Consider the following 25449-nt stretch of genomic DNA (forward strand, 5'->3'; position numbering starts at 1 on the left):
GAGCGTCACCCCCTGCTTCACGCGACAGTGGTTGTGGACGAACCGGCCCGGACGGCGACCCGACTTGTCACCTCACGGCGACCCACGGTTGCGCGACAGTGCCGGACTTCGACCGGCTTCCCCGTCACAGGCGGTTGGCTATGGAGTTGTTGGGCACAAACGATTCGACTCTAACACCCGGTAGCCGCCCGGTGTACCGCTTGAGGGTCGGCAGTACCGGCCCTCAAGCGACCTTGATCACCCTCTCCTGATCCCGTTCGGGGTCAGTTGACGGGGATGACAGTCCACCGCATGTAGGGCAGGGCGACGTCCCACGCCATGATCACCTGCGTGCCGTTGGCCGTTGCGCTGCCCTTGGCTTCGATCACCAACCCTGTTCTGTCACGCAGGGCAAGGGTGTTGTCGGCAGCGGTGGTGAACTCCCACGTGTAGGTGCACAAGCCGTCCTGGCTGAGGATCGGCGGGGCCTCCGCGCTGCCGAGGTGGACAAGGCACTTCCCGGACTCGCGGTTCTTCAGCACGTACTTGTTGTCGCTCCGGCTGATCACGTCGAAGACCTGACTGGGCGCGGAGGAACAGTCCCGCAGTTCGGCTGCCGCCCCGATCTGGGTGCCCGCCATCTGGACGCACCGCCCGGACTGGACGCCCTTGAACTGGATCGCGCGGTGCGGGATGGTGACGGTGCTGTAGGCGACGGTGAAAGCGCCGACGGTGTTCTTGTCGATTCGCCCCTTCTCGAAGGTCTGCCGCCAGACGTAGTCCAGTTTGGTTTCGTCGGTCAGCGGAACACCCATGCCCGCCTCGAAGCCCACAGCCGCGAACTTCTTGTGGATCTCGCCCGTGACCTGCCGGATCCCGCTGTTGGGCACGTAGTAGATGCTGCCGCTGACATAGCGCTGGTAGACGATCCCGGCGGTGCCGTAGGGGAGCGGATCGGCGAGCGGGTAGCCGTACGGACCGGTTTCCGCGCCGGAGGACGTCCAGAGGTCGCCGACAGTGCCGTAGATGATGTGCGCGCCCGTCGACGGACTCCACATGATGTAGAGGTTCTGCCCGCCGGAGGTGGGTTTCGCGATCCGCACCACCTGGCCTTTGCCGTCCTTGGTCGGGACCTGGTCGGAGAAGACGCCACCGAGCGGGTTCGGACCGCCCAGCGAAAGGAGTTTGTCGAGGATCGGGCCGTTGTAGACCACTTGGACCGCGACCCGTTTGTAGGTGCCGTAGTCTCCAGCGGTCAGGTAGAGCCTGCCCTTCTCGTACTCCTTGTAGCCGAGGTTGTTCGCGTCCAGTACCGCGTCGCCGATCGGTTTGCCGAGGTTGTCACGCAGGTTCTTGTCCGCGCTGTAGCGCCGGTCCATCGGCAACGGCGGATTCGGGGCCTCGACGTGCCAGGCGGGTCCCCTGACGAGGCTCGGGTCGTCGAGCGCACCAGTCACGTACAGGTAGGCGCTGGACCCCTTGAGCGGATGGATGGCGATCTGCTCGGCGCCGCCACTCACGCACCAAGTCGCGTCGGCTGCGAACTCAGGTGTGCCGTCGGTCGGGTCGACATGGGCGTACATGCGACGGTGAATCACCGGCTCGGTTGCGGAGCGCCAGTGCAGGTAGTGGTTGGGGCGGCTGACGGACTGGAACGAGAAACACTCGGGTGCGCCGAGTCCTGGTTCGATCTTCCAGGACTGTTCTGGGTGGTTGCCGGGCTTCCACGGTGCCATGACCGCGTCGCCGTTCTGTTCGGTGAGGTAGAACTCGAAGCCTTGCCACGCGTCGACACGCAAAGACTGGGCCTGGCGCTGGTACTGGCCGACGCGCAGGAACCGCTCCCGGTCGATCGAGGTGCCCGCCAGTGCGACGTTGGCGGCGTCCACCAGATCCGGATGCATGAAGCTTCGCTTGGCCGCGTCTCGGATGGCGGTGATCTGTTTGACGCGTTCCTGGTCGCGTCGTCGTAGTTCGTTGTCGATGTCGCGCTGGCGGGCGTCGGCGGCGCCGGTTTCGATGAACTTGGTCCGGTCGGTGGGTTCGAGGCTCAGTACTGCGTCGCGTGCCGCGATGAACACTTCACTGTCTTTGGGTGCGAGTCTGTAGATGGTGCGGCAGAAGTCGTCGTCGTTGAGTTTGCGCATCTTGTCGTCGGCGACGATGCCGAGTGATTGGTACGCCGCTGTGGCCTTCTTCTCCTCAGCGATGATGCGATCTTTCTCGGCTTGGGTCTTCTCGGTGTCTTCTTGGGTGAGCCTCGCGACGTCGTCCTTGTGGGCGGTGAAGATCTCCACGGCCAGGAACGACCACTGTTTCTCGGCGCTGCCTCGCAGAGCTGCTTGCGCGGCGGCGTGTACTGCGATGTCCTTGTGGTTGTCGGCGTTGAGGTCGATGAAGACGATGAAGTCGTGTACCGTTCGGCCCAGTTCGGGGGCGTACTTGTCCTCGGTCAGGCCGATCGTCCTTGCCGCTTCGACTTTGGTCTTGCGTTCGGTCTCCTGCTGCTGACGCCTGCCGTTGACGATGGTGACGTCTTCCTGGTGTGCCGCCGCCATTCCGGTCTTGATGTAGGTGGTGCACGGGGCACAGGCCGGATCGTTCAGCACCGTCAACGCGTCGATCGCGGCCTGCTTGACTTTCTGGTGTTCCGGCTCGGTCGGGCGGGGTTTGTCCTGCTCGTCGGCGATGCGGTACATCGCGGAGGTGAAGTCCCGATCGGACAGATCCAGGAGGTCTTGCCCCGCGGTGACTCCCAGCAGCGCCGCGGCGGTGCCTTTCTCGACCTCGGTGGACGGCCCCGCGGCTACGGCCACATCGACATTCACCACGCCTATGGTCAAGGCTAAGACTGAACTCAGGACAACACCGCGAAGGACATGTCTCGGTCTTGGTCTCATTCTTTCTGCTCCTACACTGAGACGCCGACCACTGAAACTCCAGCGGCCGGCGTCGATGTCGTGAGACTTCGGGTCCTACTGGGGGACGACGGTCCAGCGTTGGCTGTTGGTGCCGCTGTCGGCCCACTGCGCGACCGGCTTGCCGTTGAACGGGGCGCTTCCTCGTCCGTCAGCTGTCTTGGCGGAGTGCACAGCGCGGAGCGCGTAGTTGCCACCGGTGTTGTCGGTGGTCAGTTCCCATTGCTGGTTGAGACCGTTGTGACAGGAGTGCTGCATGATCAGGCCGTTGTTGTCGAGGTTGCTGTTGTAGACGTCCAGGCACTTGCCGGAGTTGCGGTTCTTGAGTTGGTACTTGTTGTCCCCGACCGGGATGACGTCCCAGATCTGTTTCGGTGCTCCGGGGACGCATTGCCACAGCTCTGCCCCCGCGCCGTCTCTGAGCGCGTCCTGGCCGACACCGGCGATCTGGATGCAGCTATGCGATTCGACGCCCTTGATCGCGATGGCCCTCGGTGCGATGGGGACAGTCTTGTACTCTATGGTGCCGCCGCCGTCGTTGCTGAAGTCGATGCGACCGTTCTGGAAGGTGTTGCGGCGGCCCTTCGGCAGATCGAACTCGTCGCTCGTGGGGTAGCCGAGCCAGGACTTCTCCGCACCGAGCTGGTTCCACCTCCAGCGGATGTTCCCGTAGATGACTTTCGCGCCGATACTTGGGTGGTGGTAGATCGCGCCGCCGTTGCCGGAGAAGGTGGTGGCCCAGCCGATCCCGTCCGGGAGCTGTTTGATGTCCGACGTGGGATACCCCAGGACCCCGTTCTCCGAACCGACCTCGACGTACTTCGCGTAGGTGTGCCCGACGACGCCATAGGTGCCGACGTGCGTGGCGTCGGCGGGAGTCACGACGTTGTACACCGCCCCTCCGAAGAACCGTTGCACTTGACCGATCTTGTTGCCGAAGTCGGTCTCAGGGCCCGTTGGATGAGCCAGCGTTCCGGTGGGGCCGCCCAGTGATCGGTACTTCTGGTAGACCTTTCCTGAAACAACGAACACGCGGGCGTCTTTTCTGGGGTTGTCGTGTCTGAGGTGCAGTACGCCCTGTTCGTATTCGCGGTACCCGTTGGCTTCCGCGTCGAACACCGCTTCGGCGACGGGCTTCCCGACCATCGCTCGTGTCGCGGAATTCTCGTTGTAGGCCCTGTCGATCGGCGATGGCGGCTGCGGGGCTTCGGCAGTCCATGTCGCCGCCGCACGCAGGCTGTTGTCGACCCGGACTCCCGGTACGTAGAGCCCCATGGCCACACCTCGCATGGTGGGGGACAACACGTTGTGCCTGTTGGTGCCGTTGAAGTTCGCGCACCAGGTCGCTGTCGTGCGGAACTCGTCGGTGCCGTCGACTGGGGCAACGTCGGCACGCGCCATGACGAACTGACTTTGCGCTCTGAGCCACCGGATGTAGTGGTTGGGCCGGGTCACCGACTGGAACGAAAGGCAGCTGGGGTCGGCGAGACCCGGCTCGACTTTCCAGGACAGCTTCGGGTTGGTGCCCGGCTTCCACTTCGTCAGTGCCAGTGCTCCGGAGCCTTCGTCGGCGAGGTAGACATCCATGTCCAGGGTCTCCGACGTGCCTCTGATGGTCTGGATGTCGTGCTGGTGCTGACCGGTTCGCAGGAACCTCTCCCGGCTGATCGGGCCGCCTGCCAGTGCGGCGTTGGCGGCGTTGACCAGTTCCGTGCGGAACACGGCCCGCACGGCCGCGTCTCGGATGGCGGTGATCTGTTTGACGCGTTCCTGGTCGCGTCGTCGTAGTTCGTTGTCGATGTCGCGCTGGCGGGCGTCGGCGGCGCCGGTTTCGATGAATTTGGTCCGGTCGGTGGGTTCGAGGCTCAGTACCGCGTCGCGTGCCGCGATGAACACTTCACTGTCTTTGGGTGCGAGTCTGTAGATGGTGCGGCAGAAGTCGTCGTCGTTGAGTTTGCGCATCTTGTCGTCGGCGATGACCCCAAGAGCCTGATATGCCGCTGCGGCCTTCTTCTCCTCAGCGATGGCTGCGGCTTTCTCGGCTTCGGTCTTGGCGTTGTCCTCTTGGATCAACCGTGCGACGTCGTCCTTGTGCGCGGTGAAGATCTCCACGGCCAGGAAGGACCATTGCTTCTCGTCGCTGCCTTGCAGGGCTGCGCGTGCGGCGTTGCGTACTGCGATGTCCTTGTGGTTGTCGGCGTTGAGGTCGATGAAGACGATGAAGTCGTGGACCGAACGACCGAGTTCGGGGGTGTACCTGTCCTCGGTCAGGCCGATCGCCTTTGCCGCTTCGGCCTTGGTCTTGCGCTCCTTTTCCTGCTGCTGACGCCGGTCGTTGACGATGGTGACGTCTTCCTGGTGTGCCGCCGCCATTCCGGTTTTGATGTAGGTGGTGCACGGGGTGCAGGCCGGGTCGCTCTGCACTGTCAGCGCGTCGATCGCGGCCTGCTTGACTTTCTGGTGTTCCGGCTCGGTCGGGCGGGGTTTGTCCTGCTCGTCGGCGATGCGGTACATCGCGGAGGTGAAGTCCCGATCGGACAGATCCAGGAGGTCTTGCCCCGCGGTGACTCCCAGCAGTGCCGCGGCGGTGCCTTTCTCGACTTCGGTGGACGGTCCCGCCGCCAGGGCGACATCGACGTTCACCACGCCAAGCGACATGGCTAAGACGGAACTCAGGACAACACCGCGAAGGACATGTCTCAGTCTTGGTCTCATTGTCGTTCTACTTCTGCTTTCATACCGGGACGCCGACCACTGAAACTCCAGCGGCCGGCGTCGGTGTCGTCAGATCTCGGATCTACTGCTCGGGATTTACTGGGGAATGATGGTCCAGCGTTGGCTGTTGGTGCCGCTGTCGGCCCATTGCCCGACCGGCTTGCCGTTGAACGGGGGGCGTCCCCTTCCGTCGGCTACCTTGGCGGAGTGCACAGCGCGGAGCGCGTAGTTCTCACCGGTGTTGTCGGTGGTCAGTTCCCATTGCTGGTTGAGACCGTTGTGACAGGAGTGCTGCATGATCAGGCCGTTGTTGTCGAGGTTGCTGTTGTAGACGTCCAGGCACTTACCGGAGTTGCGGTTCTTGAGGTTGTACTTGTTGTCTCCGAGCGGGACGACGTCCCAGATCTGCTTCACGGCCCCAGGCACGCATTGCCACAGCTCTGCCCCCGCGCCGTCCCTGAGTGCGTCCTGGCCGACACCGGCGATCTGGATGCAGCTCTGGGATCCGACGCCCTTGATCGCGATGGCCTTCGGCTCGATCGCGACAGTCTTGTAGTCGAAGGTGCCGCCGCCGTCGTTGCTGAAGTCGATGCGACCGTTCTGGAAGGTGTTGCGGCGCCCCTTCGGCAGATCGAACTCGTCGCTCGTGGGGTAGCCGAGCCAGGACTTCTCCGCACCGAGCTGGTTCCACCTGGCGCGGATGTTCCCGTAGATGATCTTCGCGCCGATACTCGGGTGGTGGTAGATCGCGCCGCCGTTGCCGGAGAAGGTGGTAGCCCAACCGGTCCCGTCCGGAAGACGAGTGGTGTCCGAGGTCGGGTAGCTCAGGAAACCGTTCTCGTAGTTGGTCGTGGCGTACTTCTTGTAGATCTCGCCGTGGACAGCGAACGTGCCGACGTTCGGCACGATGTACACCGCCCCGCTGGTGAACCGCTGGACACGACCACTTGTCTGGCTGAGGGGACGCTCATCCTCGATCGGGTACCCCAGCACCCCGTTCTCGTAGCCCGATGAGGCGAACTTCGAGAGGATCTCGCCCGCTACGACCGACGTGGTGAGCTCATTGCTTCCTGGCCGGAAGGCCTGGTAGAGCCGACCGTTCTGGTACGGGCGGTAGCCTGTGCCGTTGTCGTTGATCAGTGCGGCACCGGTCGCCGTACCGAGCCTGCCGCGAGCGGCGGCATCGGCGTTGTAGCGGCGCTCGATGGGCAGCGGCGGCTGCGGCGCCTCCACGTGCCACACGTCACCTACACCGGCAGGCGCGTTGACCGCCAGGTCGACCCTGCCCTGTGCGTTGTGGAATCCGATGCCGGAGTTGATTCTCCGCGCACACCAGGTCACCGTGGCGGCGAAGGCCCGGCTGCCATCGGTGGGATCCACGCTGATCCTGTTGTTGACGATGCGCAGGAAGTGGTTCGGCCGGGTGGTGGAGGCGAACGAGTGGCAGCTGGGGTCCGAGAGCCCCGGCTCCACCTTCCAGACCAGTTCCGGACGTTGCCCCGGCGTCCAGGCGCGGAGGACGGCCTGCCCATCGCCGTCGCCGAGGTAGAAGTCGTCGAACGCCTGGGTTCGCAGGGTCTGGGTGAGGTTCTCGTCCTTCCCGCTGAGCAGGAAGCGCACCCGGTCGGCCGGTGTACCGGCGAGCGCCTTGTCGGCGGCGGCGACCAGCGCGGGGTGGGCGAGGCTGTTCGCCGCCCGCGTGCGGATCTCGAGGATCTGGCGCTTGCGCGCCTCATCCCGCTTCTTGAGCGTGTTCTCGACGTCGCGCAGGTGGGCTGCCTCGGCGCCGACGTCGATGAAGTGCTTCCACTCCGCCGCCTCGCCGTAGAGCGCCTCCTCGGCCGCGCCGAACACCTCGGTGTCCTGCGGGGCGCGGTTGGAGATCTCGAACACGAAGGACCGGTCCGGTAGGTTGACCAGCCTGTCGTCCGCGACGACGCCGAGCGCCTGCCACGCCGCGTTCGCCTTCGCCGCACGGGCTTTCGCGGCCTGCCTTTCGGCCTCGCCGATGGCGGTGTTCTCGTCGGTGATCCGTTTGACGTCGGCGGTGTGCGCGGCGCCGAGCCCGGACGTCAGGAAGGTCCACTGCTCGTCCGGGGTGCCCCGCAGCGCCTGCTTCGCCTTCTCCTTGACCAGCATGTCCTTGTGCGCGTGGGCGTTGAGGTCGAGGAAGGCGATGAAGTCGGACACGGACTTCGACAGATCCGTGCCGCTGACCGGGATGGAGAGCATGCCCGCGGCGATCGCCTTGGCCGCGCGTTCCGCTTCCTGCTGGCCGCGCCATTCCCGGTCCAGCGCGATGTCCTCGTCGTGCGCCACCTTCATCCCGGTCTTGATGAACGCGGTGCACGCGGCGTCACCCTCGTCGAGCGCCTTGAGGGCCGCGTTCTTCACGGTGCGGTTGCCCGGTTCCAACGGACGGGGCTTGTCCTGGTCGTCCGCGATGCGGTACATGGCGACGGTGAAGTCGCGGTCGGACAGGATCATCAGTTCCGGTCCGGGGTTGACGCCGAGCAGCGCCGCTGCCGCGATCTTCTCGTCGTCAGTGGACTGGACGGCCGCGTTCCTGGCGTGCGTGCCGGGATCGGTCTTGGGAACGCCGACCACCGCTCGTGGATCCGTTGCGGTGGGCGGGTTTTCGGGTGCGGCGTGGGCAGTCGCCGGAACGAGGCCTGCGATTGTGGCCGCCGCGGCGCCTGCCACGACCACCGCGCGTATACCCCCGCGCCTGCCCCTGCTCGGTCTACTGGCTCGTTCGGATCTGGTCAAGTGGATTCCTTTGATGGTGAAAATCCGTGGGAAGGCGCAATTAACCCCAGTCGCGCGCCTCAGAATCCTTGACCGGTTCTGAAAAACCGGTCAAGGCGGTCACTGTTCCGTGATTGTAACGTGACATTGTCGTGATCTGCGGCTCCGTTCTTGTGTGACCTAGGTCACGCGCGCATGTCCGGCTTGGGAACTGTGTCATAGTTGGAATGTTATGTGCGCAACACGACACTATTCGACCGGGTGGGGGTATTCGGTGCGTTGGGGAGCAGCGATCACTGGTAGCGCATTGGTGGCGGCTATCGCGATGACAGGTAGTGGTATCGCGGCGGCGGAACCAATTAGCGCTACTGATTTTGGCGTAATGCAGGCGGTCGGAATAGAGCAATCGCCGTGGTATCCGATGGTGCGGCAGGTCGCGTTGCATCACGCGCAAACTCTGGTTCGCGCTTCCGCGTGGCAGGCGATGCGGTCACCCGACGGCGAGGCCGCCCTGCGTGAGTTCGTGTTACGCGGCTTCGCCAAGGCGCGGGAGCGAGCCAGGCAGAACAACGCCCGCAACCGGGACTTCGCCCAGCGGGTCTTCGACACCTACAGCGCCTCCTACGCCCCGCTCGTGCACGCGGGCGCGGACAAGGCGCTCAAGGGCTCCGACGGCGACCGGGACTGGTTCGCTCGGACGGGGTTCGAGGAGGCCAAGGCGAAGGACAACGCGGCACGGGAAGCCGACGAGGAGCACAAGCAGGCGATCGCGCAGGCGGATCGGGACTTCGTGCTCCTGCTGTCGAAGTCCGACCCTGGTCAGCAGGTGCGGCTCGCGGCCGAGCACGCGTTGCGCAACGGCGGCATCGACGCCGACATCCGGGAGTTCTACGCCAGCGACTGGATGGCCGCCGCGGGGCTGGACGTGGAGATCTTCCGCCTGCGGAGCCAGGAGGCGGGCGTGTTCTACCACGCCACGATTCCGCAGTTGATCGCCGATGCGCAGGAGGCGGAGCGGGAGGCTCTCGCGACGAGCGGAGAGGCAGCCGAAAAGGCCCGTGCCGTGGCTGCCCAGGCGTGGGCGACCACCCAGCAGAAAGCCGACGCCGCCCGTAACTCCTGGGAAAACGAGCGGCAGCTCTGTGCCGAGCAGGCGCGGTACTGGCAAACAGTGATAGAGCGAGCCAAGACCCAGTTCGATCCCGTGTGGCTGAACATCGGCTCAACCGCGGAAAAGCAGCGCGGCACGTGGACGACCGAAACGACATTCGCCGACAATCAGATACAGCACTGGGGTGTTGTCGGTGATGAAGCGCGGGACGGTTATGACCGGATGACCACCGGTTCCTGACCTCAGCGCATTTCATTTCACCTTTCTTGTTTCTTCGCGAATTCGGGGTGTGGCCGAACCATGTCTAAATTACGTCGGCGTTCCAGACGGACGCTACCGATCGGATGGCGCAGGGCGGTGGTGTTCACCGTTGCCGCCGCGCTCCTCGCCACCACAGCGAGCGAGGGAGCCGAGGCGACGGCGGCGACGTACGCGCCCGTGCAGGTTTCGTCGGCGCAGCAGGCAAAGGCGCAACAACAGCCGCGGGCCGACTCGGGGCTGGATCCCGAGGACCAGGCCATCCTCGACCAGTTGCAGCGCGACCTGCTCGCCGACATCGCCGCGTTCGACGAGGACGAGGAGGTCCGCGACGCGGCGAGGGAAACCCTGCGGAAGGCCGAAGCCGGGGACAAGAAAGCGGTCGAGGACTTCTTCGCCCACGGCCATCAGGACGCGAAGAACAAAGCGAAACAGCGCAGGGAACAGAGCGACGCGCACAACCGCGCGCTCATCCAAGCGCTCGTGGGAACGGGCGGCCCCGCGTTCAACGCCGCCGTCACCAACGCGTTGAAGGGCGATGCCCGCGAACGCGAGAACTTCCTGGCCTACGGCCGGGATATCGCCGCGGAGCAGGACCGCCGCAACGGGGCCTACGAGAAGGAGATCAGGGCCAAGCGCCGGGCGCACGTCCAGGTGGCGGCCGACCGCGGAACCCCGGAGGTCGCCAAGGCCGCGAAGGCGGCACTGGCCGCCGGGGACGCCGCGATCGAGGAGTTCCTCAAGACCGGCTATCTGGTCGCGGCCAAGCTCGACGCCGAGGCGCGGGACGCGCATCTCGCAGAACTGGAGAGGCTGCGTAAGGAAAACGAGGCCGCGTCGGAGTTGGCACAACGGGTCGCGCGGGCGATGAGGGCGCGTCGCAACATCCTTGTCGCCCACGCCGACGGCGTGCGGGCGTTGGAGCGGGTCGCCAACGACATGATGGGCGCCGCGGACGCGTCGAGGGAAGCCGCCCGCGTGCTGGCCGCGGACCAGGCGAGTGGCCAATACCACCCCGAGCTCTACCAGCGGGCCAAGGACAGGGCGGCCCAGCAACTGCAGTACGTGATCGCCGACGCCAGGGAGGCCGAGACCGCGGCGGCGGGCGCCACGGTACAGGCCAACATCCTGGTGGAGAACGGGATGCCGCATGGCACCGAGTGGGTCAAGGTCGTCCAGGGCATGGCGGCTGCCGCACAGGCGGCGAAGCAGGCTTCGGAGTCCGCGGTGCACGCGGTGGACGCGATCGCGGCGGACGCCGCCGCCACCGACGCCGCCGACAAGGCCAAGAAGCGCGAGGAGAACGCCAAGCGCTGGCGGGCCAACGCCGAGGCGCACAGGAACCAGGCCGAGCAGTTGGCGAAGGCCGCGCGCGAGCAGGCCAACGCGGCGGCCGAGGCGGCACGGCAGGCCAAGCAGGCAAGGCAGGACGCTGAGGCCGCGTTGGCCAGGGCGCAGGTGCACGCGGCGAACGTCAAGCAGGCGCGTGCCGACGCCGAGCGTGAGCGGGACATCGCGAACCAGAAACGCCGGGAAGCCGAACAGTGGCGAGACGTCGCGAACCAGAAACGCCAGGAGGCCGAGGCCAAGCAGCGCGAAGCGGCCGCGGAACGCGACAAGGCCAAGCAGGAGGCGGAGATCGCCCGCCGGAAGCGCGAGGAAGCCGAGGCGCAGGCGCTGATCGCGGCGAACAAGCGAGGCGCGGCACAGGAGCAGGAGCAGATCGCCGCCGACGCGGCCAAGGAAGCCCGGCGCCAGGAGCAGATCGCCGGGGACATCGACCGCAACGCGGCCGTGGAGGAGGGCAAGGCCCATCAGGCACGCGAGGAGGCCGAACAGGTCCGGCGATCGGCTGACACCGCGGAGAAGAAGGCACAGTTCCTCGCGCAGCTGGCTGAGCGGGCCGCGAATTCCTCGGAGGTCCTCCAGGAAGACAAGATCAAGGCTCGGGACGCGGCCAATCAGGCGCGTGCCGAGGCGAACACCGCGCGGGGTGCGGCGCAGACGGCACACCAGCACGCCGAGGAGGCCGGGCAGGCCGCGGTGCGGGCGCGAGCCGCGGCGACCGAGGCGGAAGGTGCGGCGAGCAGGTCTCGTGCCCACGCGGATCGCGCGCAGTCCGCAGCATCGGAGGCGCGCGCGGCGGCCCGTGAAGCCGAGCACGCGGCGGAGATGTCGCGTTCGGCCGCGAACCAGGCGCAAGCCGCTGCGGCACGGGCGAACGACGCGGCCAACCGTGCGGAACGGGAAGCCGCCGCCGTGCACGCCGAGGCGATGCGGGCCAGGGCGAGCGCGGAGACCGCGACCGCCGCGGAGGCCCGTGCCGCGGAGAACGCGCGCAAGGCCATGGATCTGGCGCAGCAGGCGGTGGTGGAATCGGCGAAGTCCCTTGAGGCAGCCGACCGCACCCGGCAGGAGGCCAACGCCGCGGCCGAGGAAGCGGCGACCGCGGCCACTCAGGCGGGCATCGCCACCCGTGCGGCGGCGGCGACCACTCAGGCCGCGTCGGGCATCGCCGCCCCGGCCAACACCGCGATCACGCTGACCAACCCGTTCGCGGGCTCGGACATCGACGCCGACTTCGTGCAGATGGTGGCCAACCGGGCAAAGGACATCGGCGACACCCAGGTCAAGGCCGCGCAACAGGCCGCGGCCGACGCCAACCAGAAGGCGAAGGACGCCGCCGAGGCGGCGAAGAGCGCGGCGGAGCAGGTGAAACCGGCCTACGACGCGGCGGCGGCAGCGGCCACGTTCGCGGCGGAGGCGGGCAAGGCTGCGGCAGACGCGCAGAGGTCAGCCGCGGAGGCCGCCATCGACGCGGCGGCAGCACGCAAAGCCGCCGCGGCGGCTGAAGCCGTGGACGCCTCGGCACAGGCCGATGCGATGGCGGCTCGTGCCGCCGCTGATCAGGCCGCCGCCGATGCGGCGCTCGCCGGACGCGCGGCGGACCAGGCCGAGGCTGACGCGGCGGCGGCGCGCCGGGCGGCGGACGACGCCACCCGTGCGGCCAACGAGGCCAGCGCCGCAGCCGACCGCGCACAGAAGGACGCGGAGGCTGCGGGAAAGGCGGCGGCACAGGCCGAGAAGGACGCCGAGGAGGCGAGGCAGGCGGCGGCCCGCGCGGACCAGCACGCGAAGGACGCCGAGTCGGCCGCCGACCAGGCCGACAAGTACGCCGACAGCGTCGAGGAGAGGGCCAAGAACGCCGAGGAGGACGCCAAGGAGGTCCAGGCCTACCTCGCCGCGGTCCAGGAGGAACTCCGCAGGGCCGAGGAAGAAGCGGAGCGCAAGGCGGCCGAGCAGGCCATCAACGACGACAGCGAGGTTCCCGCGCTGACTCCTGAAGAGGAGAACGACCTGCGTGCGGAGAAAGGCCAGGGCGCGGTCGACGAGTACACCAGAGCGCGCGGCGAGGCGAACAAGGATCTGAAGAAGTTCATCATCGACGAGGGCGGGCAACTCCTGCTCGACCTGATCGGCTACGAAGACGCCAAGAAGTGCTTCACGGAAGGGGATTTCATCTCCTGCGTGTTGACTGTCATCAACGCGTTGCCCATCCTCAAGCTCGCCCGGTTCATCACTCAGATCCCGGACGCCGTCAAGGCCACCGTCCGGATCGTGAAGGGCATCCGCACCTTCAAGGACGTCAAGCTGGCGGCTCGCCGCATCGTCAACGAACTGCGCGACCTGATCAAGCAGATCAAGGACTGCAAGGGCAGCCGCGGGGCGTCGTGCAAACCCAAGGACAAGAAGGAGCTCCGCGAGAAGGAAGAAGCCGAGCACAGGAATCAGCCGAGTGTCCAGCCGAAGGAACCGAAGGACAAGCTCAAGGACGCCAAGAGGAAACGCAAGGTCGATGATTGCTTCGCCGGTAGGGGGTTCGGCGGCGACGGGATTGTCAACAAAGCGGTGAACTATCCCATGGAGAACTTCACATGGCTCGGCGAAAGCGCTCAGCGGGCCACCGGTGGCATCGTGTGCGCGAACAAGACCCACCAGCGCGACCCCAATGCGGAACCGGCGAGGCCCGTGGGGCATCCGGAGGGGGACGCGGCGGCGTGGGCGCAGCTGGACGGTGAGTACGTCCAGAAGGGGCACCTGGTCGCCGACCGGCTCGGGGGCTCCATGAAGGTGGACAACATCGTCACCCAGTACCGGAAAGTCAATCTGTCAGATGTGAAGATGATGGAGAACGCGGTCGCCGGTATGCTGGACAGGCTGGGGAAGGACGTGTGGGTGGTCTACGAGGCCCACGCGCAGTACCCCAGCAACACCGCCGCCAAACCGGAGTGGGTCTTCATCGAGGCGATCGCCTCGAACGGGGTGTGGTGCTTCGCCACCATCCACAACGTGCCCGGAGGCAACCCCGCGCCGAAGGAACGATGTGAATCGTTCCGGAAAGCCAAGAAGAAGTGACCGGGAGAACGCATGGCTGGCGCACGACGATCCTATGTCGACGAGATCTGCCTGCTCGTCGGGTGGCGTGCCGGGGATTTCGAGCCGGAGGTGGCGTGGGAGGCCGTCGAACGCGAGTTGGGTCTCCGGCTCCCCGCTGACTACAAGGAGCTGCTGACCCGATTCCCGGCAGGCGGCTTCCGGGGCAGCATCGGGGTGGACAATCCCGCGCAGAGCCGCGAGGGGCTCGCGAAATCGAAACGGGACAACCTCGAACTCATGGAGATCTTCGCGGACGAGGACACCGGGTATCTCGAGGGCACGGCCTATCGGCTGTTCCCTGAGCCCGGTGGGCTGTATCCGTGGGGAGCCGACGGTGCGGGTGGGACGTTCTGGTGGGTCACCGATTCGCCTGATCCGGATGCCTGGTCGATCGCGTACAACGATTACGACAACTGGCGTGAACACCCGGGGCCGATGACGAAGGTGATCCACGAGTTGCTGGTGAGCGACGGATCGGACCACCTCGTGGGGTGGAATGTGTCAGACAAGCCGGTGAGTTTCGGTGGGCAGGTGAAGGATCGGATGATCTCCTACCCCCTGTAGCAGGGCATCAAAAAGCTCGGGGCCTTCCGCGTGCGAAAGGCCCCGAGCTGTTTTCAGGCGACCCCGGTCATGCCGGGCAGGACAGCACGGGTGCGGCGGGCTGGGAACCGGCCGCGCTCAGCGCCGCCAGGCTCGGGCCACCCAGGCCGAGAACCGCCTGTGCCGTGGCGCGCACGACAGTCGAGGGGTTGTAGCCGGTGGCGTCGTAGGGGATCGCTCCGCGGTTCTCGACCGGGCCGGAGCAGTCGACCTGGACGCTCAGGATGAACTGCTTGGCCTTGTGGAACGCCAGCGGCCGGTTGCCTGCCTTGAGCGCTTGCGCGGCGAGGCCGGTGGTGTTGGTGTTCGGCCGCACGGCCGGGTCACCCGACCGCGCGGAGATGCCGCCGTTGGCCTGCTGCTTGCTGATCAGCCAGGACAGGCCTTCCTGTGCGTCGGTGGTGCGGCCGGTGGCCAGCAGTGCCTGGGTGACCATCGCGGTCGCGTCCGTGTCGCTCTGGCAGACCGGTGTGCCGAAGGCGATCGGGTAACCGCCGTCGGGGCACTGGGTGCCGACCGCGAAATCCACTGCTGATGCGGGAACACCGCCGGGTGTGCGCTTGAGCGTGATGATCGCCAGCGACTGCGTGAACGCGTTGCTGTAGTCACCGAATTCGGAGCGGTCGGAGAACCGGCCGGACGGCGTGAGCAGGCCACGCAGCCGCGTCAGCAGGTCGACGCCGCCGAACGACGCCGGGTCCAGACCGCGCACCTGTGCGGCCAGTGACACCTTCGCGGTGGCGCCCGCGTAGGCCTCGGTCGTGCCGTTGCCGATGTAGCCGCCGAGGATCTCCGGCTTGGCCAGCCAGGTGATGGCCTTGCCGCCGTTGGTGCCGGACACACCGGCCGACGCGAACGCGAAGATCGCGTCGATGGTCAGTCCCTGGTCGGGGTACTTCGTACCACCGAAGTCCACTTCGAACCGTTCGCCGTCGACCAGTTGACGGGCCAGCCAGCCCGCGGCCGCGTCGGCGCGGTTCGTGGTCCGGTGATCGTGGGCGGTGGCAACACCTGGGGCGGCGGCAACAGCGGCCGTCGCGCACAGCACTGCGACGGCCAAGGATCGGAATCTCATGTGCGTCAGGAGCCTTTCTCCGGAGCACGGCACCAGAGCCGGGGGTTTCCGCCCCGGCGCCCGGCCCGCGAACCACGACGGGGATGGGACGAACACGCCAAGGCAGCGGGTGGTCGGGCTCGCCACTCGTCGTGGCACACCGTTGCGGGTCAGCGCCGGACTCTCACCGGACTTCCCCCGCTGCCCAGGTTTCCTGCGAACGATTCATACCACGTTCCCGGTCGGTGTGGCGGGCTCGTCCGTTTTTTCGAGGACCTCGCGAGAGCCTTTCCTTCGGCCCCAGACGAAGTAGGCGAGCCCGCCGGCGAACACCAGTATCGAGACCCACACGTTCACGCGGACGCCGAACACCAGCGTCGCGGGGTCGGTGCGCATCAGCTCGATCCACGTCCGGCCCAGGGTGTACCCCGCGACGTACAGGGCGAACGCCCGGCCGTGGCCGAGGTTGAGCTTGCGGTCCAGGTACACCACCAGCGCGGCGACACCGAGCAGCCACAGCAGTTCGTACAGGAACACCGGGTGCACCGGACTGTCCGGCAGCGGGATGCCGTTGGAGACGCCGTTGAGCGCGTCCACCTCGCCGTTGGCGTTCACGCGCTGGTAGATCTCCAAGCCCCATGGCAACGTCGTGTGCGAGCCGTACAGCTCCTGGTTGAAGTAGTTGCCGATCCGGGCGATCGCGTGCGCGACGGCGATGCCGGGCGCGACCGCGTCGGCGAACACCGGCAGCGGCAGGCCTTTGCGCCTGCAGCCGATCCACGCGCCGACCGCGCCGAGGGCGATCGCGCCCCAGATACCGAGACCGCCCTCCCAGATGTACAACGCGCGGACCGGGTCCTTGCCCGCGCCGAAGTACAGGTGGTAGTCGGTGATCACGTGGTACAACCGGCCGCCGACAATGCCGAACGGCACGGCGTACACGGCGACGTCGACCACCGTTCCCGGTGCGCCGCCCCTGGCCGACAGGCGCTTCTGGCCCCACCGGGCAGCGACGAAGATCCCGGCGATGACGAGCAGCGCGTAGGCGCGGATCGGGATCGGCCCGATCTCCCACACGCCCTGCGGCGGGCTGGGAATGGTTGCCAGGAACGTGGTCGGTGGGGTCATCGACCATACAGTAGTGGGCCTACGTATCCGGTGGCCGGGTTGTTCGGATTCGTTATGTACCAGCGAAACGCGTGGACTACTCGCGTTGTCGGGACAACTGCGGACTTGGCTTGGTACTCCGGCGTTGACCTCGGTGCCGAACGGGCGTCGGCAACGAGGTCACTTCCTTCGAAAAGGATGTCAGGCGCCGTCACTGCGCGCGGTCGGCCCTCCGCCTCCGCCTACAGTTCGGCGCGTACCCGCCTGGTCGCCTCGACCAAATTGCGTAGCGCCGGGTCGACTTCGGCGTAGCCACGGGTCTTCAGGCCGCAGTCCGGGTTTGACCACACCCGCTCGGCGGGCACCGCCCGCACGGCTTCGGTGAGCAGCGCGACCATCTCGTCCGTGCTGGGTACGCGCGGCGAGTGGATGTCGTAGATGCCCGGCCCGACTCCGCGGCTGTAGCCGATCGACGAGAGGTCGGCCAGAACCTCCATTTTGGACCTGGCCGCTTCGATCGTGGTGACGTCGGCGTCCAGTCCGTGGATGGCCTCGATCACGTCACCGAACTCCGAGTAACACAGGTGCGTGTGGATCTGCGTGCCCGCTGCCGCACCGGAGGTGGCCAGCCGGAACGAACCGACCGCCCAGTCCAGGTAGGCCTTGCGGTCCTCCGCGCGCAACGGCAGCAGTTCGCGCAACGCGGGCTCGTCGACCTGGATGATGCCGATGCCCGCCGCCTCCAGATCCGTGATCTCGTCCCGCAACGCCAGCGCGACCTGGTCGGCCGTGACACCCAACGGCTGGTCGTCGCGGACGAACGACCACGCCAGGATGGTCACCGGGCCGGTGAGCATTCCCTTGACCGGCTTGCTGGTCAGCGACTGCGCGTAGGTGCTCCACTCGACGGTCATCGGCACCGGCCGGGAGACGTCACCGTGCAGGATCGGCGGCCGAACACACCGCGACCCGTACGACTGGACCCACCCGTGCTCGGTGAACGCGAAGCCGTCCAGCAACTCCCCGAAGTACTGCACCATGTCGTTGCGCTCGGGTTCGCCGTGCACGAGCACGTCGAGTCCGATCTCCTCCTGCAACCGGATGACCCGCTCGACCTCGGCACGCATCCGCTCGGCGTAGCCCGCGTCGTCCAGCCTGCCCGCTCGCAGATCCGCCCTGGCCCTGCGAACGTCCGTGGTCTGCGGGAACGACCCGATCGTCGTGGTCGCCAACGGCGGCAGGCCCAACTTCGCCCCCTGCGCCTCGGCACGTTCGGCATACGGAACACGCAGCCGGTGCTCCGGCGTCAGTGCCGCGACGCGGGCACGCACCTGCTCGTCCCGGTGGACACCGGCCGCCGCACCGGTGGTGGCGATGAGACGAGCATCGCCGCTTGCCAGTGCCTTGCCCAAGAGGACGACCTCGTCGACCTTCTGCCGTGCGAACGCCAGCCTGGCGGCCACGTCGGGCGCCAGGGAGGTCTCCGCGTCCAGGTCGTACGGCACGTGCAGCAGCGAACAGGACGTCGACACCGCCAGTTCGTTGACTGACTGCTTGAGCTGGGCGCACAGTTCGGCCGCGGCACTGAGGTCCGTCCGCCAGATGTTGCGGCCCTCGACCACTCCCGCCACCAGGGTCTTGGTGCGCAGGGCCGGGATGTGCGGGATCCGGTCGGCCGCCGCGCGCCCGGCCACCAGGTCGATCCCGACGGCTTCCACCGCGGTGCCCGCCAGCACCGGCAGCGCCGGGCCGAAATCCCCGAAGTAGCCGGTCACCAGGAGGTTCGGCCGACCGGGAAGCTGGCTCAGCCGGTCGTAGGCGCGGCCGAGCGCGGCCAGTTCACCGTCGGTGCGGTCCGCGCAGAACGCCGGTTCGTCCAGTTGCACCCACGCCGCACCGGCCGCGCCCAGCCTGCTGATCAGGTCGGCGTAGCGATCGAGCAGCGGTTCGAGCAGGTCCAGCGGCGTGAACCCCGGCGGTGCGCCCGCCTCCGCCTTGGCCAGCAGCAGGAACGTCACCGGCCCGATCAGCACCGGCCGGGTCTCGACACCCTGTGCGCGTGCGTCCTGGTACTCGGCGATCGGTTTGTCCCCGGCCAGGTCGAACCTCGTCTCCGGGCCGAGTTCCGGCACGAGGTAGTGGTAGTTGGTGTCGAACCACTTGGTCATCTCCATCGCCGGGACGGCGTCGTGCCCCCGTGCCATGGCGAAGTACGTGTCCATGCCGTTGAGGCCGAGATCGCGGTACCGCTGGGGGATGGCGTCGAACAGCTGGATGGTGTCGAGCACCTGGTCGTAGTAGGAGAACGTGTTGGAGGGCACCGAGTCCAGCCCCGCGGCGGCCAGTTCGGCCCACGTGGCCCGGCGCAGGTCACGGGCGACCTGCCGCACCTGCGCGGCGTCGATGCCGCCTGACCAGTACTTCTCCAGCGCGCGTTTGAGTTCACGTCGCGGACCTATCCGCGGATACCCCAGCACTGTCGACCCGATCGGCACAGCTCTCTCCTCGCGAGCTCAGGAACCCCAGGGCAGTGCGCGCGAAAAGCAGCCTCGTCGCGTGAGCCCGCCCGAGAGGCCCAGGACCACGCGCACCAGGCGGTGCGCGTACCGATGGCAGGTCTTCGGACTCGCGGGCACCCGGGCTCGCACCCGGACCTACTGGCCGTCGCTTCCCAGGCTCGCGCCCAGTGCTTCTGACGGCGGTCGTTCCCGCTCACCGCTGCGGGGCAGTCCCGGATTTCCACCGGGTTCCCTCTTACCCCACCGCGCCCTGGCCGGAAAACCGGAGCACGGCGGACCACCAGCCCCCCGATCCTAGCGCGCCACCCATGGTCCCGGGTGTGGTTCCGGGGGAGATACCTCACAGTCGACATAGTCGGACGTCCTACTTTACGGTATCCACAGGTCCGCGGTGCGCTGTGCCAACGCAGGCCGCGTGGCAGCCAACCGCGCCTCAGGGGAACGTGGTGTAAACCAGCCACCGGTACGCACCGAACCAAACGGTGCCAGCCGAAGGTGACCAGGCGTCGAAATTTCGGGGAGGCGGAACTGTCATGACCGAGGTACTCGTCGATGTCCGCGACGGGCTGGCCAGGATCACGCTGAACCGGCCGCAAGCCATCAACGCGCTCACCCACGACATGGTCAGGACCATCGACGCGGCGCTGACCGAGTGGGAGACCGACGCGGGCGTCCGCGCGGTCGTGATCACCGGAGCCGGTGACCGGGGGCTCTGCGCGGGCGGCGACATCCGCTCGATCTACGAGGACGCCCGCTCCGGCGGCACGGCCTCACTGGATTTCTGGGCCGACGAATACAAATTGAACGCGCACATCACCCGGTACCCGAAACCGTACGTCGCGGTGATGGACGGTGTGGTGATGGGTGGCGGTGTCGGCGTGTCCGCGCATGGCTCCATACGCGTGGTCACCGAACGCTCCAGGATCGCGATGCCCGAGGTCGGCATCGGCCTTGTGCCCGATGTCGGCGGCACTTACCTGCTGTCCCGCACCCCGGGGCAGCTCGGCACGCACATCGCCCTGACCGCCGCGCAGCTCAACGCCGGTGACGCGATCCACTGTGGCCTGGCCGACTTCTACGTGCCCAGTGCGCGCATTCCGCAGATGCTCGAACTGCTGGCGCAGCGGGAAGCGGGGGAGGCCGTGCGCGCGGTCGCCGAACTGCCCGCGGACCGGCCGTTGTCCCGGCAGACCGACTGGATCGACACCTGCTACGCGGCCGAGACCGTCGAGGAGATCCTCGATCGGTTGCGCGCCAGCGGTGAACAGGGCAGCAGCGCGGCCAAGGAGATCGAGAGCAAGTCGCCGACCGCGGTCAAGGTGACGTTGCGGGCGCTGCGCTCCGCCGCGACCCTGCCGGACCTGGAGACCGTCCTCGCGCAGGAGTACCGCGTGTCGGCCGCCTGCCTGCGCGGACACGACCTCACCGAGGGCATCCGTGCCCAGATCATCGACAAGGACCGCAACCCCCGCTGGTCACCGGGCACCCTCGCCGAGGTGACCGACGACGTGGTGGCCGCCCACTTCGATGAGGTCCGGTGATCGCCCGGCTTCGTCGGCGGGTGACCCGTGTCACGGTGAAGTGTCAAGCAACTTTCCCCCGCCCTTGTGCGTCAGATAGGTAGGGATCTTGTAGTCAGGTGAAGTAAGGGGTTTGGTGTGGTCGCCTCCAAGGCGAAGGCGCTTGGCAAGCTGGTGGCGTTGTGTTTGACGGCGGGTGTGGTGTTAGCGGCCATCCTGTTCCCGTACGTGGGCGGGGTGGGGGTGGCCGCGAACCGGGTGAGTGACACCATCGCGGCCGTGCCCGCCGAGTTGGTGTCGGCGCAGATGCCGCTGGGCAGCACGATTCTGGACCGCAACGGCCAGCCGATCGCGTATCTGTACGACCAGGACCGGGAGATCTCCACGCCGCAGGAGATCCCCAAGCACATGCGTGACGCGATCGTCGCCATCGAGGACCACCGGTTCTACCAGCACAACGGCCTGGACGCGCAGCGCAGCCTCAAGGCGGTCGGCGGGTTCTTCGCCGGTGAGTCCGCCGGTGGTGGCTCGACGCTCACCCAGCAGTACGTCAAGAACTACCTGGGCTTCGTGCTGGCCAAGGACGACGCCGAGCGCAAGGCGGCCATGGCGCACAGCCCCGCACGCAAGATCCGCGAGGCCAAGCTCGCCGTCGAGATCGAGCGGCAGATGAGCAAGGACGACATTCTCGTCCGCTACCTCAATCTCGTGCCGTTCGGCGGCAACGTCTACGGCATCAAGGCCGCGGCGCGGACGTACTTCGGCACCACACCGGACAAGCTCACCCTCGCCCAGTCGGCGTTCCTCGCCGCGATGGTCAACAAGCCGACCACGTTGCTCAAGGACCCGGTCGAGGCCAAGAAGCGGCGCAACCTCGTGATCGACCGCATGCTGGAGACCGGCTTCCTCAAGGAGGGCAAGGAGGTCGCCGACAAGGCCAAGAACGAGGACGTCGGACTCGCGCAGCCGCTCAACACCCGCTCCAACGACTGCGGCAACCTCGACGGCGGCACCACCACCGGCTTCTTCTGCGGTTACGTGCTGGACTACCTGGCCAAAGCCGGGATAACCAAGGACCAGCTCAAGCGCGGCGGGTACGTGATCAAGACGACCATGGACCCGGCGGCGACCGAAGCGGCCAAGCGCGCCGCGGAGAACCAGGTCTCCAAGGACACCAAGGGAATCGCCAACGTGATGGCGGTCGTCGAGCCGGGCGCCGACAAGCACGCGGTCCGCGCGCTCGCGGCCAACCGCGACTTCGGTGTCGACGCGAGCAAGGGGCAGACCGCGTACCGCCTGCCCAGCACCATCACCCGGTTCGGCGCCGGATCGATCTACAAGATCTTCACCGCCGCGGCCGCGCTGGACCGTGGCGTCGCGGGCGTGAACAAGTCCATGCCCGTCCCGGCCTCGTACACGTCATCGGTCTACAAGGGCAACGGCAACAAGCCCTACACAGTCAGCAACGACTCCGCCGGTGGTGACACCACCATGACGCTGCAGGGCGCGCTGGCGCACTCGCCGAACACCGCGTTCGTGAAGCTGGAAGAGGACGCGGGCCTGGACAAGGTCGTCGACATGTCGGTCAAGCTCGGCATGCGGGAGAGCATGCAGCTGGTCAACCGCGGCGGCGAGAAGCCGGACCCCAACGCCAAGGACGCGTCGCTGCGGATCAACCAGGAGCAGTGGGTCAAGGACGGCAAGATCGGGTCGTTCACGCTCGGTGTCACCGTCACCAGCGTGCTGGAGCTGGCCAACGTCGGCGCCACGATCGTCAGCGAGGGCAAGTGGTGCCCGCCGAGTCCGATCGACCAGATCCTCGACCGGGACGGCAAGTCGGTCGCGATCAACGAACCGGGTTGTGAGCAGGCAGTCGAGCCTGGCCTGGCCCGCAGCCTCGCCCAGGCGATGAGCAAGGACACCACCGAGGGCACGGCGTCGATCCCGGCCCGCAACGCGGGCTGGACCAAGCAGATGATCGGCAAGACCGGCACCACCCAGATCCACCAGTCGGCAGGGTTCGTCGGTGCCACTCCGCAGCTGTCCGGCGCGGTGCTGGTCTTCAGCGACGGCGACACGCCGAAGCCGATCTGCGACGGCGAGCGCCCGTTCCTGTGCGCGAAGGGAAACATCTACGGCGGCAAGGTGCCCGCGCGCACCTGGTTCGAGGCGATGAAACCGCTGCACAAGGGCCTGCCGGACACCCCGTTGCCCCCGGCGGACCCGAAGTTCCTGAACTAAGTCGTGTCTCGGAGTCGTGGCCACGCGTTGATCGCCGTGACGGTCATTGTGACCTCGTAGCGCGTGGCGACGGCCTGGGCAGTAGGGGTGGGGTGCCCTTGTCATGTCGCCTCACCCCGGTCTGGCCGGATCTACCGGCGCCTTACCGGCGGTGAATCCCCGGCAGTGCGGTCGGGCGAGCCGCCCCAGCGTCACCTGTGGTTGGCCATTCGGCGGGGCAGTGTGTGTCGCGGGCTGGTGTGCGGAGGGTGATGAGGTAGGTGTCGATCGCCGCACGCACGCAGGAACTGAGCTTGTAGGTGCCGTGTCCGGTGCCGTCGTCGGTCTATGCCGAGATCGCTCACCTGTGTACCTGGCTTGACCTGGACCACGCACTGACGCCAGTCCAGTACGACCGCCTTCGAGACACGATCGAACCGTGGTGTGCCCACGACCGAAGCCACAGCGATGTTCTCGCCGAGTTCGGACCGCCGTCCATGGTCCTCGGCGGAACGAACGCGGGTACTGGCTGGCCGCCAGACCACACGGAGCCACAACTGCTGGCGGCCCGTTGCGGCGGAACGACCTTCATAGATGGGTTCATGTTCACCCCACGAGGCACAGCCCAGCACAACCACCCGGCGGGATCTCGGCGACTGGGATCCCGGTGATGGCCTAGTAGGCCCAGACCATGTGTCGGACCGCGGGTGGTTCGGCGGCCAGTGACCTGGCGGCGGTGTAGACGGCGAGGTCTACGGCAGTGCCTCGTTCGTGATGCTGCCGGAGGTGTTCCTGCCAGGTCGCCAGGACGAACGTCTCCAGGAACACGTCCGGTGCCTCGGAGTCGCGGAACAGTCCCCACATGGTCGCCCCGGTCCGCCGCCGGGACCGGCCGAGTTTCAGCATCGCCTCGGTGAACGCGGGCACGTCCTCCTCGGTCACGTGCCACTCCACGGTGACCAGGACCGGCCCGTCGGTGTGTTCCGGTCCCTCGGGCGGCTCGTCCCAGACCGCGGCCGGGGTGACGTCCAGCTGGCGTTCGGTGAGCGGCAGCTTGCGCATCGCGTAGAACGCGGTCAACACCATCGCCACCGCCGGGATCGCCATCGCCAGGCCCAGGTCGAGCACGTTGGCGACCGTGCCCCAGAGCACCGCGCCGAGGGCTTGGCCGCCCATCAGCATCAGCTGGTAGTACGCCAACGCACGTGCCCTGGTCCACGCGGGCAGCAGCACCTGGGCGGTCGCGTTCAAGGTGGACAGCACCGCGATCCAGCCCGCGCCCGCGACGAGCATCGCCACGACGGCGACAACGAGCGAGCCGGTGAATCCCGCGACTGCCGTCGCGACCGCGTAGGCGAAGGTCGCGCCGGTGATCACAGTGTTCTTCCCGAGCGCACGCAGCAGCTTCGGCACGACGAACGCCCCACCGATCGCCCCGGCGCCCACGCTGCCGAGCAACACGCCGTACCCGCCCGCGCCGAGCCCGAGTGGACCGCGGGCGATCGCGGGCAGCAGTGCCCACAAGCCGCTGGCGAATCCGACAAACAGCACGCACCGCACCAGCACGCGTGCGTACAGCGGAGAGCTGCGGACGTACCGCGCGCCGCTGCGTACCGCCGTGAGGACGTGCTCAGCGCCCAACGGCCGCTCGTCGGACGGCCGCCGCCAGAAGCCCAGGACCAGCAGCACGCCGATGAACGACACGGTGTTGAAGGCGAAGGTCGCCTCCGGGCCCGCCGCCGCGATCAGCACGCCACCCAACGCGGGCCCGATCGCCCTGCCGACGTTCATGTTGACGCCGTTGAGCAGCGCGGCCTGCGGGATCTCCTCGCGCGGCACCAGTTCCGGCTGGATCGCCTGGAACGACGGCATCGAGGCGGCCTGCCCGACGCCCATCAACGCGATCAGCGCCAGCAGGATCGTCGGCGTGGTGACGTCGGTCGCTGTCAGCACCATCAGCCCGGCCGCGCCGACGAGCATCAGCGCTTGGCCGACCAGCAGCACCTTGCGCCGGTCGAGGATGTCACCGAGCGCTCCCGACGGCACGACCAGCAGGAACACCGGCAGTGTCGTCGCCGCCTGGACGAGTGCGACCTGCAGCGCCGTGCCGCCAAGGTCGCCCATCAGCCACTGGGCGCCGACTGTCTGCGCCCACGTGCCGATGTTCGAGGCGAACTGGGCCAGCCACAGCGCGCGGTACGCGCCACGACGCAGCGGGGCCCACGCGGACGACGGAGCGGTCATGCGGTGAATCTTGCCC

General features: G+C 67.3%; 12 protein-coding genes, 1 pseudogene and 3 riboswitches. Of the genes and pseudogenes, 5 read left to right on the forward strand and 8 right to left on the reverse strand.

Annotation, left to right across the window (positions count from 1 at the left end; translation table 11 throughout):
- Positions 1 to 2: 2 nt before the first annotated feature.
- Positions 3 to 148, reverse strand: a riboswitch (adenosylcobalamin (AdoCbl) riboswitch).
- Between the two features lie 115 nt (positions 149 to 263).
- From ALI144C_RS17490 to ALI144C_RS17500, 3 genes are all read right to left on the reverse strand, one after another.
- The gene (locus tag ALI144C_RS17490; protein ID WP_168211278.1) at positions 264 to 2807 is read right to left on the reverse strand and encodes an AbfB domain-containing protein; all 2544 of its coding nucleotides are present in this window, start codon (positions 2805 to 2807) and stop codon (positions 264 to 266) included.
- A 147-nt stretch (positions 2808 to 2954) separates the two neighbouring features.
- Positions 2955 to 5555, reverse strand: coding sequence for an RICIN domain-containing protein (locus tag ALI144C_RS17495; RefSeq protein ID WP_076988176.1), 2601 nt, complete (start codon positions 5553 to 5555; stop codon positions 2955 to 2957).
- Between the two features lie 153 nt (positions 5556 to 5708).
- A complete protein-coding gene (locus ALI144C_RS17500) occupies positions 5709 to 8219 on the reverse strand; it encodes an RICIN domain-containing protein (RefSeq protein WP_076988177.1) in 2511 nt (836 codons plus the stop codon).
- Between the two features lie 562 nt (positions 8220 to 8781).
- Between ALI144C_RS17500 and ALI144C_RS17505 the strand changes: the two genes are divergently transcribed.
- The 3 genes from ALI144C_RS17505 to ALI144C_RS17515 all read left to right on the forward strand — a co-directional run bounded on the left by ALI144C_RS17505 (position 8782) and on the right by ALI144C_RS17515 (position 14730).
- Positions 8782 to 9711, forward strand: coding sequence for a hypothetical protein (locus ALI144C_RS17505; RefSeq protein ID WP_237774191.1), 930 nt, complete (start codon positions 8782 to 8784; stop codon positions 9709 to 9711).
- 117 nt (positions 9712 to 9828) lie between these two features.
- Positions 9829 to 14145, forward strand: coding sequence for a DNA/RNA non-specific endonuclease (locus ALI144C_RS17510; RefSeq protein ID WP_237774192.1), 4317 nt, complete (start codon positions 9829 to 9831; stop codon positions 14143 to 14145).
- A gap of 12 nt (positions 14146 to 14157) precedes the next feature.
- Complete coding sequence (locus tag ALI144C_RS17515; protein ID WP_076988179.1) at positions 14158 to 14730, forward strand: SMI1/KNR4 family protein; 573 nt, start codon at positions 14158 to 14160, stop codon at positions 14728 to 14730.
- A 67-nt stretch (positions 14731 to 14797) separates the two neighbouring features.
- On the opposite strand, the gene ALI144C_RS17520 is transcribed toward ALI144C_RS17515, so the two are convergent.
- The 3 genes from ALI144C_RS17520 to metE form a co-directional block, all read right to left on the reverse strand.
- Positions 14798 to 15844: a terpene cyclase/mutase family protein gene (locus ALI144C_RS17520; protein WP_076988180.1), complete on the reverse strand. Its 1047-nt coding sequence runs from the start codon at positions 15842 to 15844 to the stop codon at positions 14798 to 14800.
- An 87-nt stretch (positions 15845 to 15931) separates the two neighbouring features.
- Positions 15932 to 16073, reverse strand: a riboswitch (cobalamin riboswitch).
- A complete protein-coding gene (lgt, locus tag ALI144C_RS17525; protein ID WP_076988181.1) occupies positions 16049 to 16951 on the reverse strand; it encodes a prolipoprotein diacylglyceryl transferase in 903 nt (300 codons plus the stop codon). It overlaps the preceding riboswitch by 25 nt.
- Before the next feature lie 221 nt (positions 16952 to 17172).
- Positions 17173 to 19425, reverse strand: coding sequence for a 5-methyltetrahydropteroyltriglutamate--homocysteine S-methyltransferase (gene metE, locus ALI144C_RS17530; protein WP_076988182.1), 2253 nt, complete (start codon positions 19423 to 19425; stop codon positions 17173 to 17175).
- A gap of 99 nt (positions 19426 to 19524) precedes the next feature.
- A riboswitch (cobalamin riboswitch) is annotated at positions 19525 to 19746 on the reverse strand.
- A gap of 236 nt (positions 19747 to 19982) precedes the next feature.
- On the opposite strand from metE, the gene ALI144C_RS17535 reads away from it, so the two are divergent.
- Both ALI144C_RS17535 and ALI144C_RS17540 read left to right on the forward strand, forming a co-directional pair.
- Positions 19983 to 20990 (forward strand): enoyl-CoA hydratase/isomerase family protein, encoded by a 1008-nt coding sequence (locus ALI144C_RS17535; protein ID WP_076988183.1) that lies wholly within the window; start codon positions 19983 to 19985, stop codon positions 20988 to 20990.
- Between the two features lie 117 nt (positions 20991 to 21107).
- Complete coding sequence (locus tag ALI144C_RS17540) at positions 21108 to 23210, forward strand: transglycosylase domain-containing protein (protein WP_076988184.1); 2103 nt, start codon at positions 21108 to 21110, stop codon at positions 23208 to 23210.
- 142 nt (positions 23211 to 23352) lie between these two features.
- On the opposite strand, the pseudogene ALI144C_RS59070 reads toward ALI144C_RS17540, so the two are convergent.
- Both ALI144C_RS59070 and ALI144C_RS17550 read right to left on the reverse strand, forming a co-directional pair.
- A pseudogene (locus ALI144C_RS59070) lies at positions 23353 to 23523 on the reverse strand (alpha/beta hydrolase); the annotation flags it as partial.
- 341 nt (positions 23524 to 23864) lie between these two features.
- The gene (locus ALI144C_RS17550) at positions 23865 to 25433 is read right to left on the reverse strand and encodes an MFS transporter (RefSeq protein WP_076988185.1); all 1569 of its coding nucleotides are present in this window, start codon (positions 25431 to 25433) and stop codon (positions 23865 to 23867) included.
- Positions 25434 to 25449 lie beyond the last annotated feature (16 nt).

This window comes from Actinosynnema sp. ALI-1.44, assembly GCF_001984155.1.
In the GTDB taxonomy this organism is placed as follows: Bacteria; Actinomycetota; Actinomycetes; order Mycobacteriales; family Pseudonocardiaceae; genus Kibdelosporangium.

Excerpts from the sequence above, each read along its gene's own strand:
- ALI144C_RS17495 (WP_076988176.1), bottom strand. The coding sequence starts at position 5,555 with ATGTCGCTTGGCGTGGTGAACGTCGATGTCGCCCTGGCGGCGGGACCG.
- ALI144C_RS17505 (WP_237774191.1), top strand. The coding sequence starts at position 8,782 with ATGGTGCGGCAGGTCGCGTTGCATCACGCGCAAACTCTGGTTCGCGCT.
- ALI144C_RS17515 (WP_076988179.1), top strand. The coding sequence starts at position 14,158 with ATGGCTGGCGCACGACGATCCTATGTCGACGAGATCTGCCTGCTCGTC.
- ALI144C_RS17520 (WP_076988180.1), bottom strand. The coding sequence starts at position 15,844 with ATGAGATTCCGATCCTTGGCCGTCGCAGTGCTGTGCGCGACGGCCGCT.
- lgt (WP_076988181.1), bottom strand. The coding sequence starts at position 16,951 with ATGACCCCACCGACCACGTTCCTGGCAACCATTCCCAGCCCGCCGCAG.
- ALI144C_RS17535 (WP_076988183.1), top strand. The coding sequence starts at position 19,983 with ATGACCGAGGTACTCGTCGATGTCCGCGACGGGCTGGCCAGGATCACG.
- ALI144C_RS17550 (WP_076988185.1), bottom strand. The coding sequence starts at position 25,433 with ATGACCGCTCCGTCGTCCGCGTGGGCCCCGCTGCGTCGTGGCGCGTAC.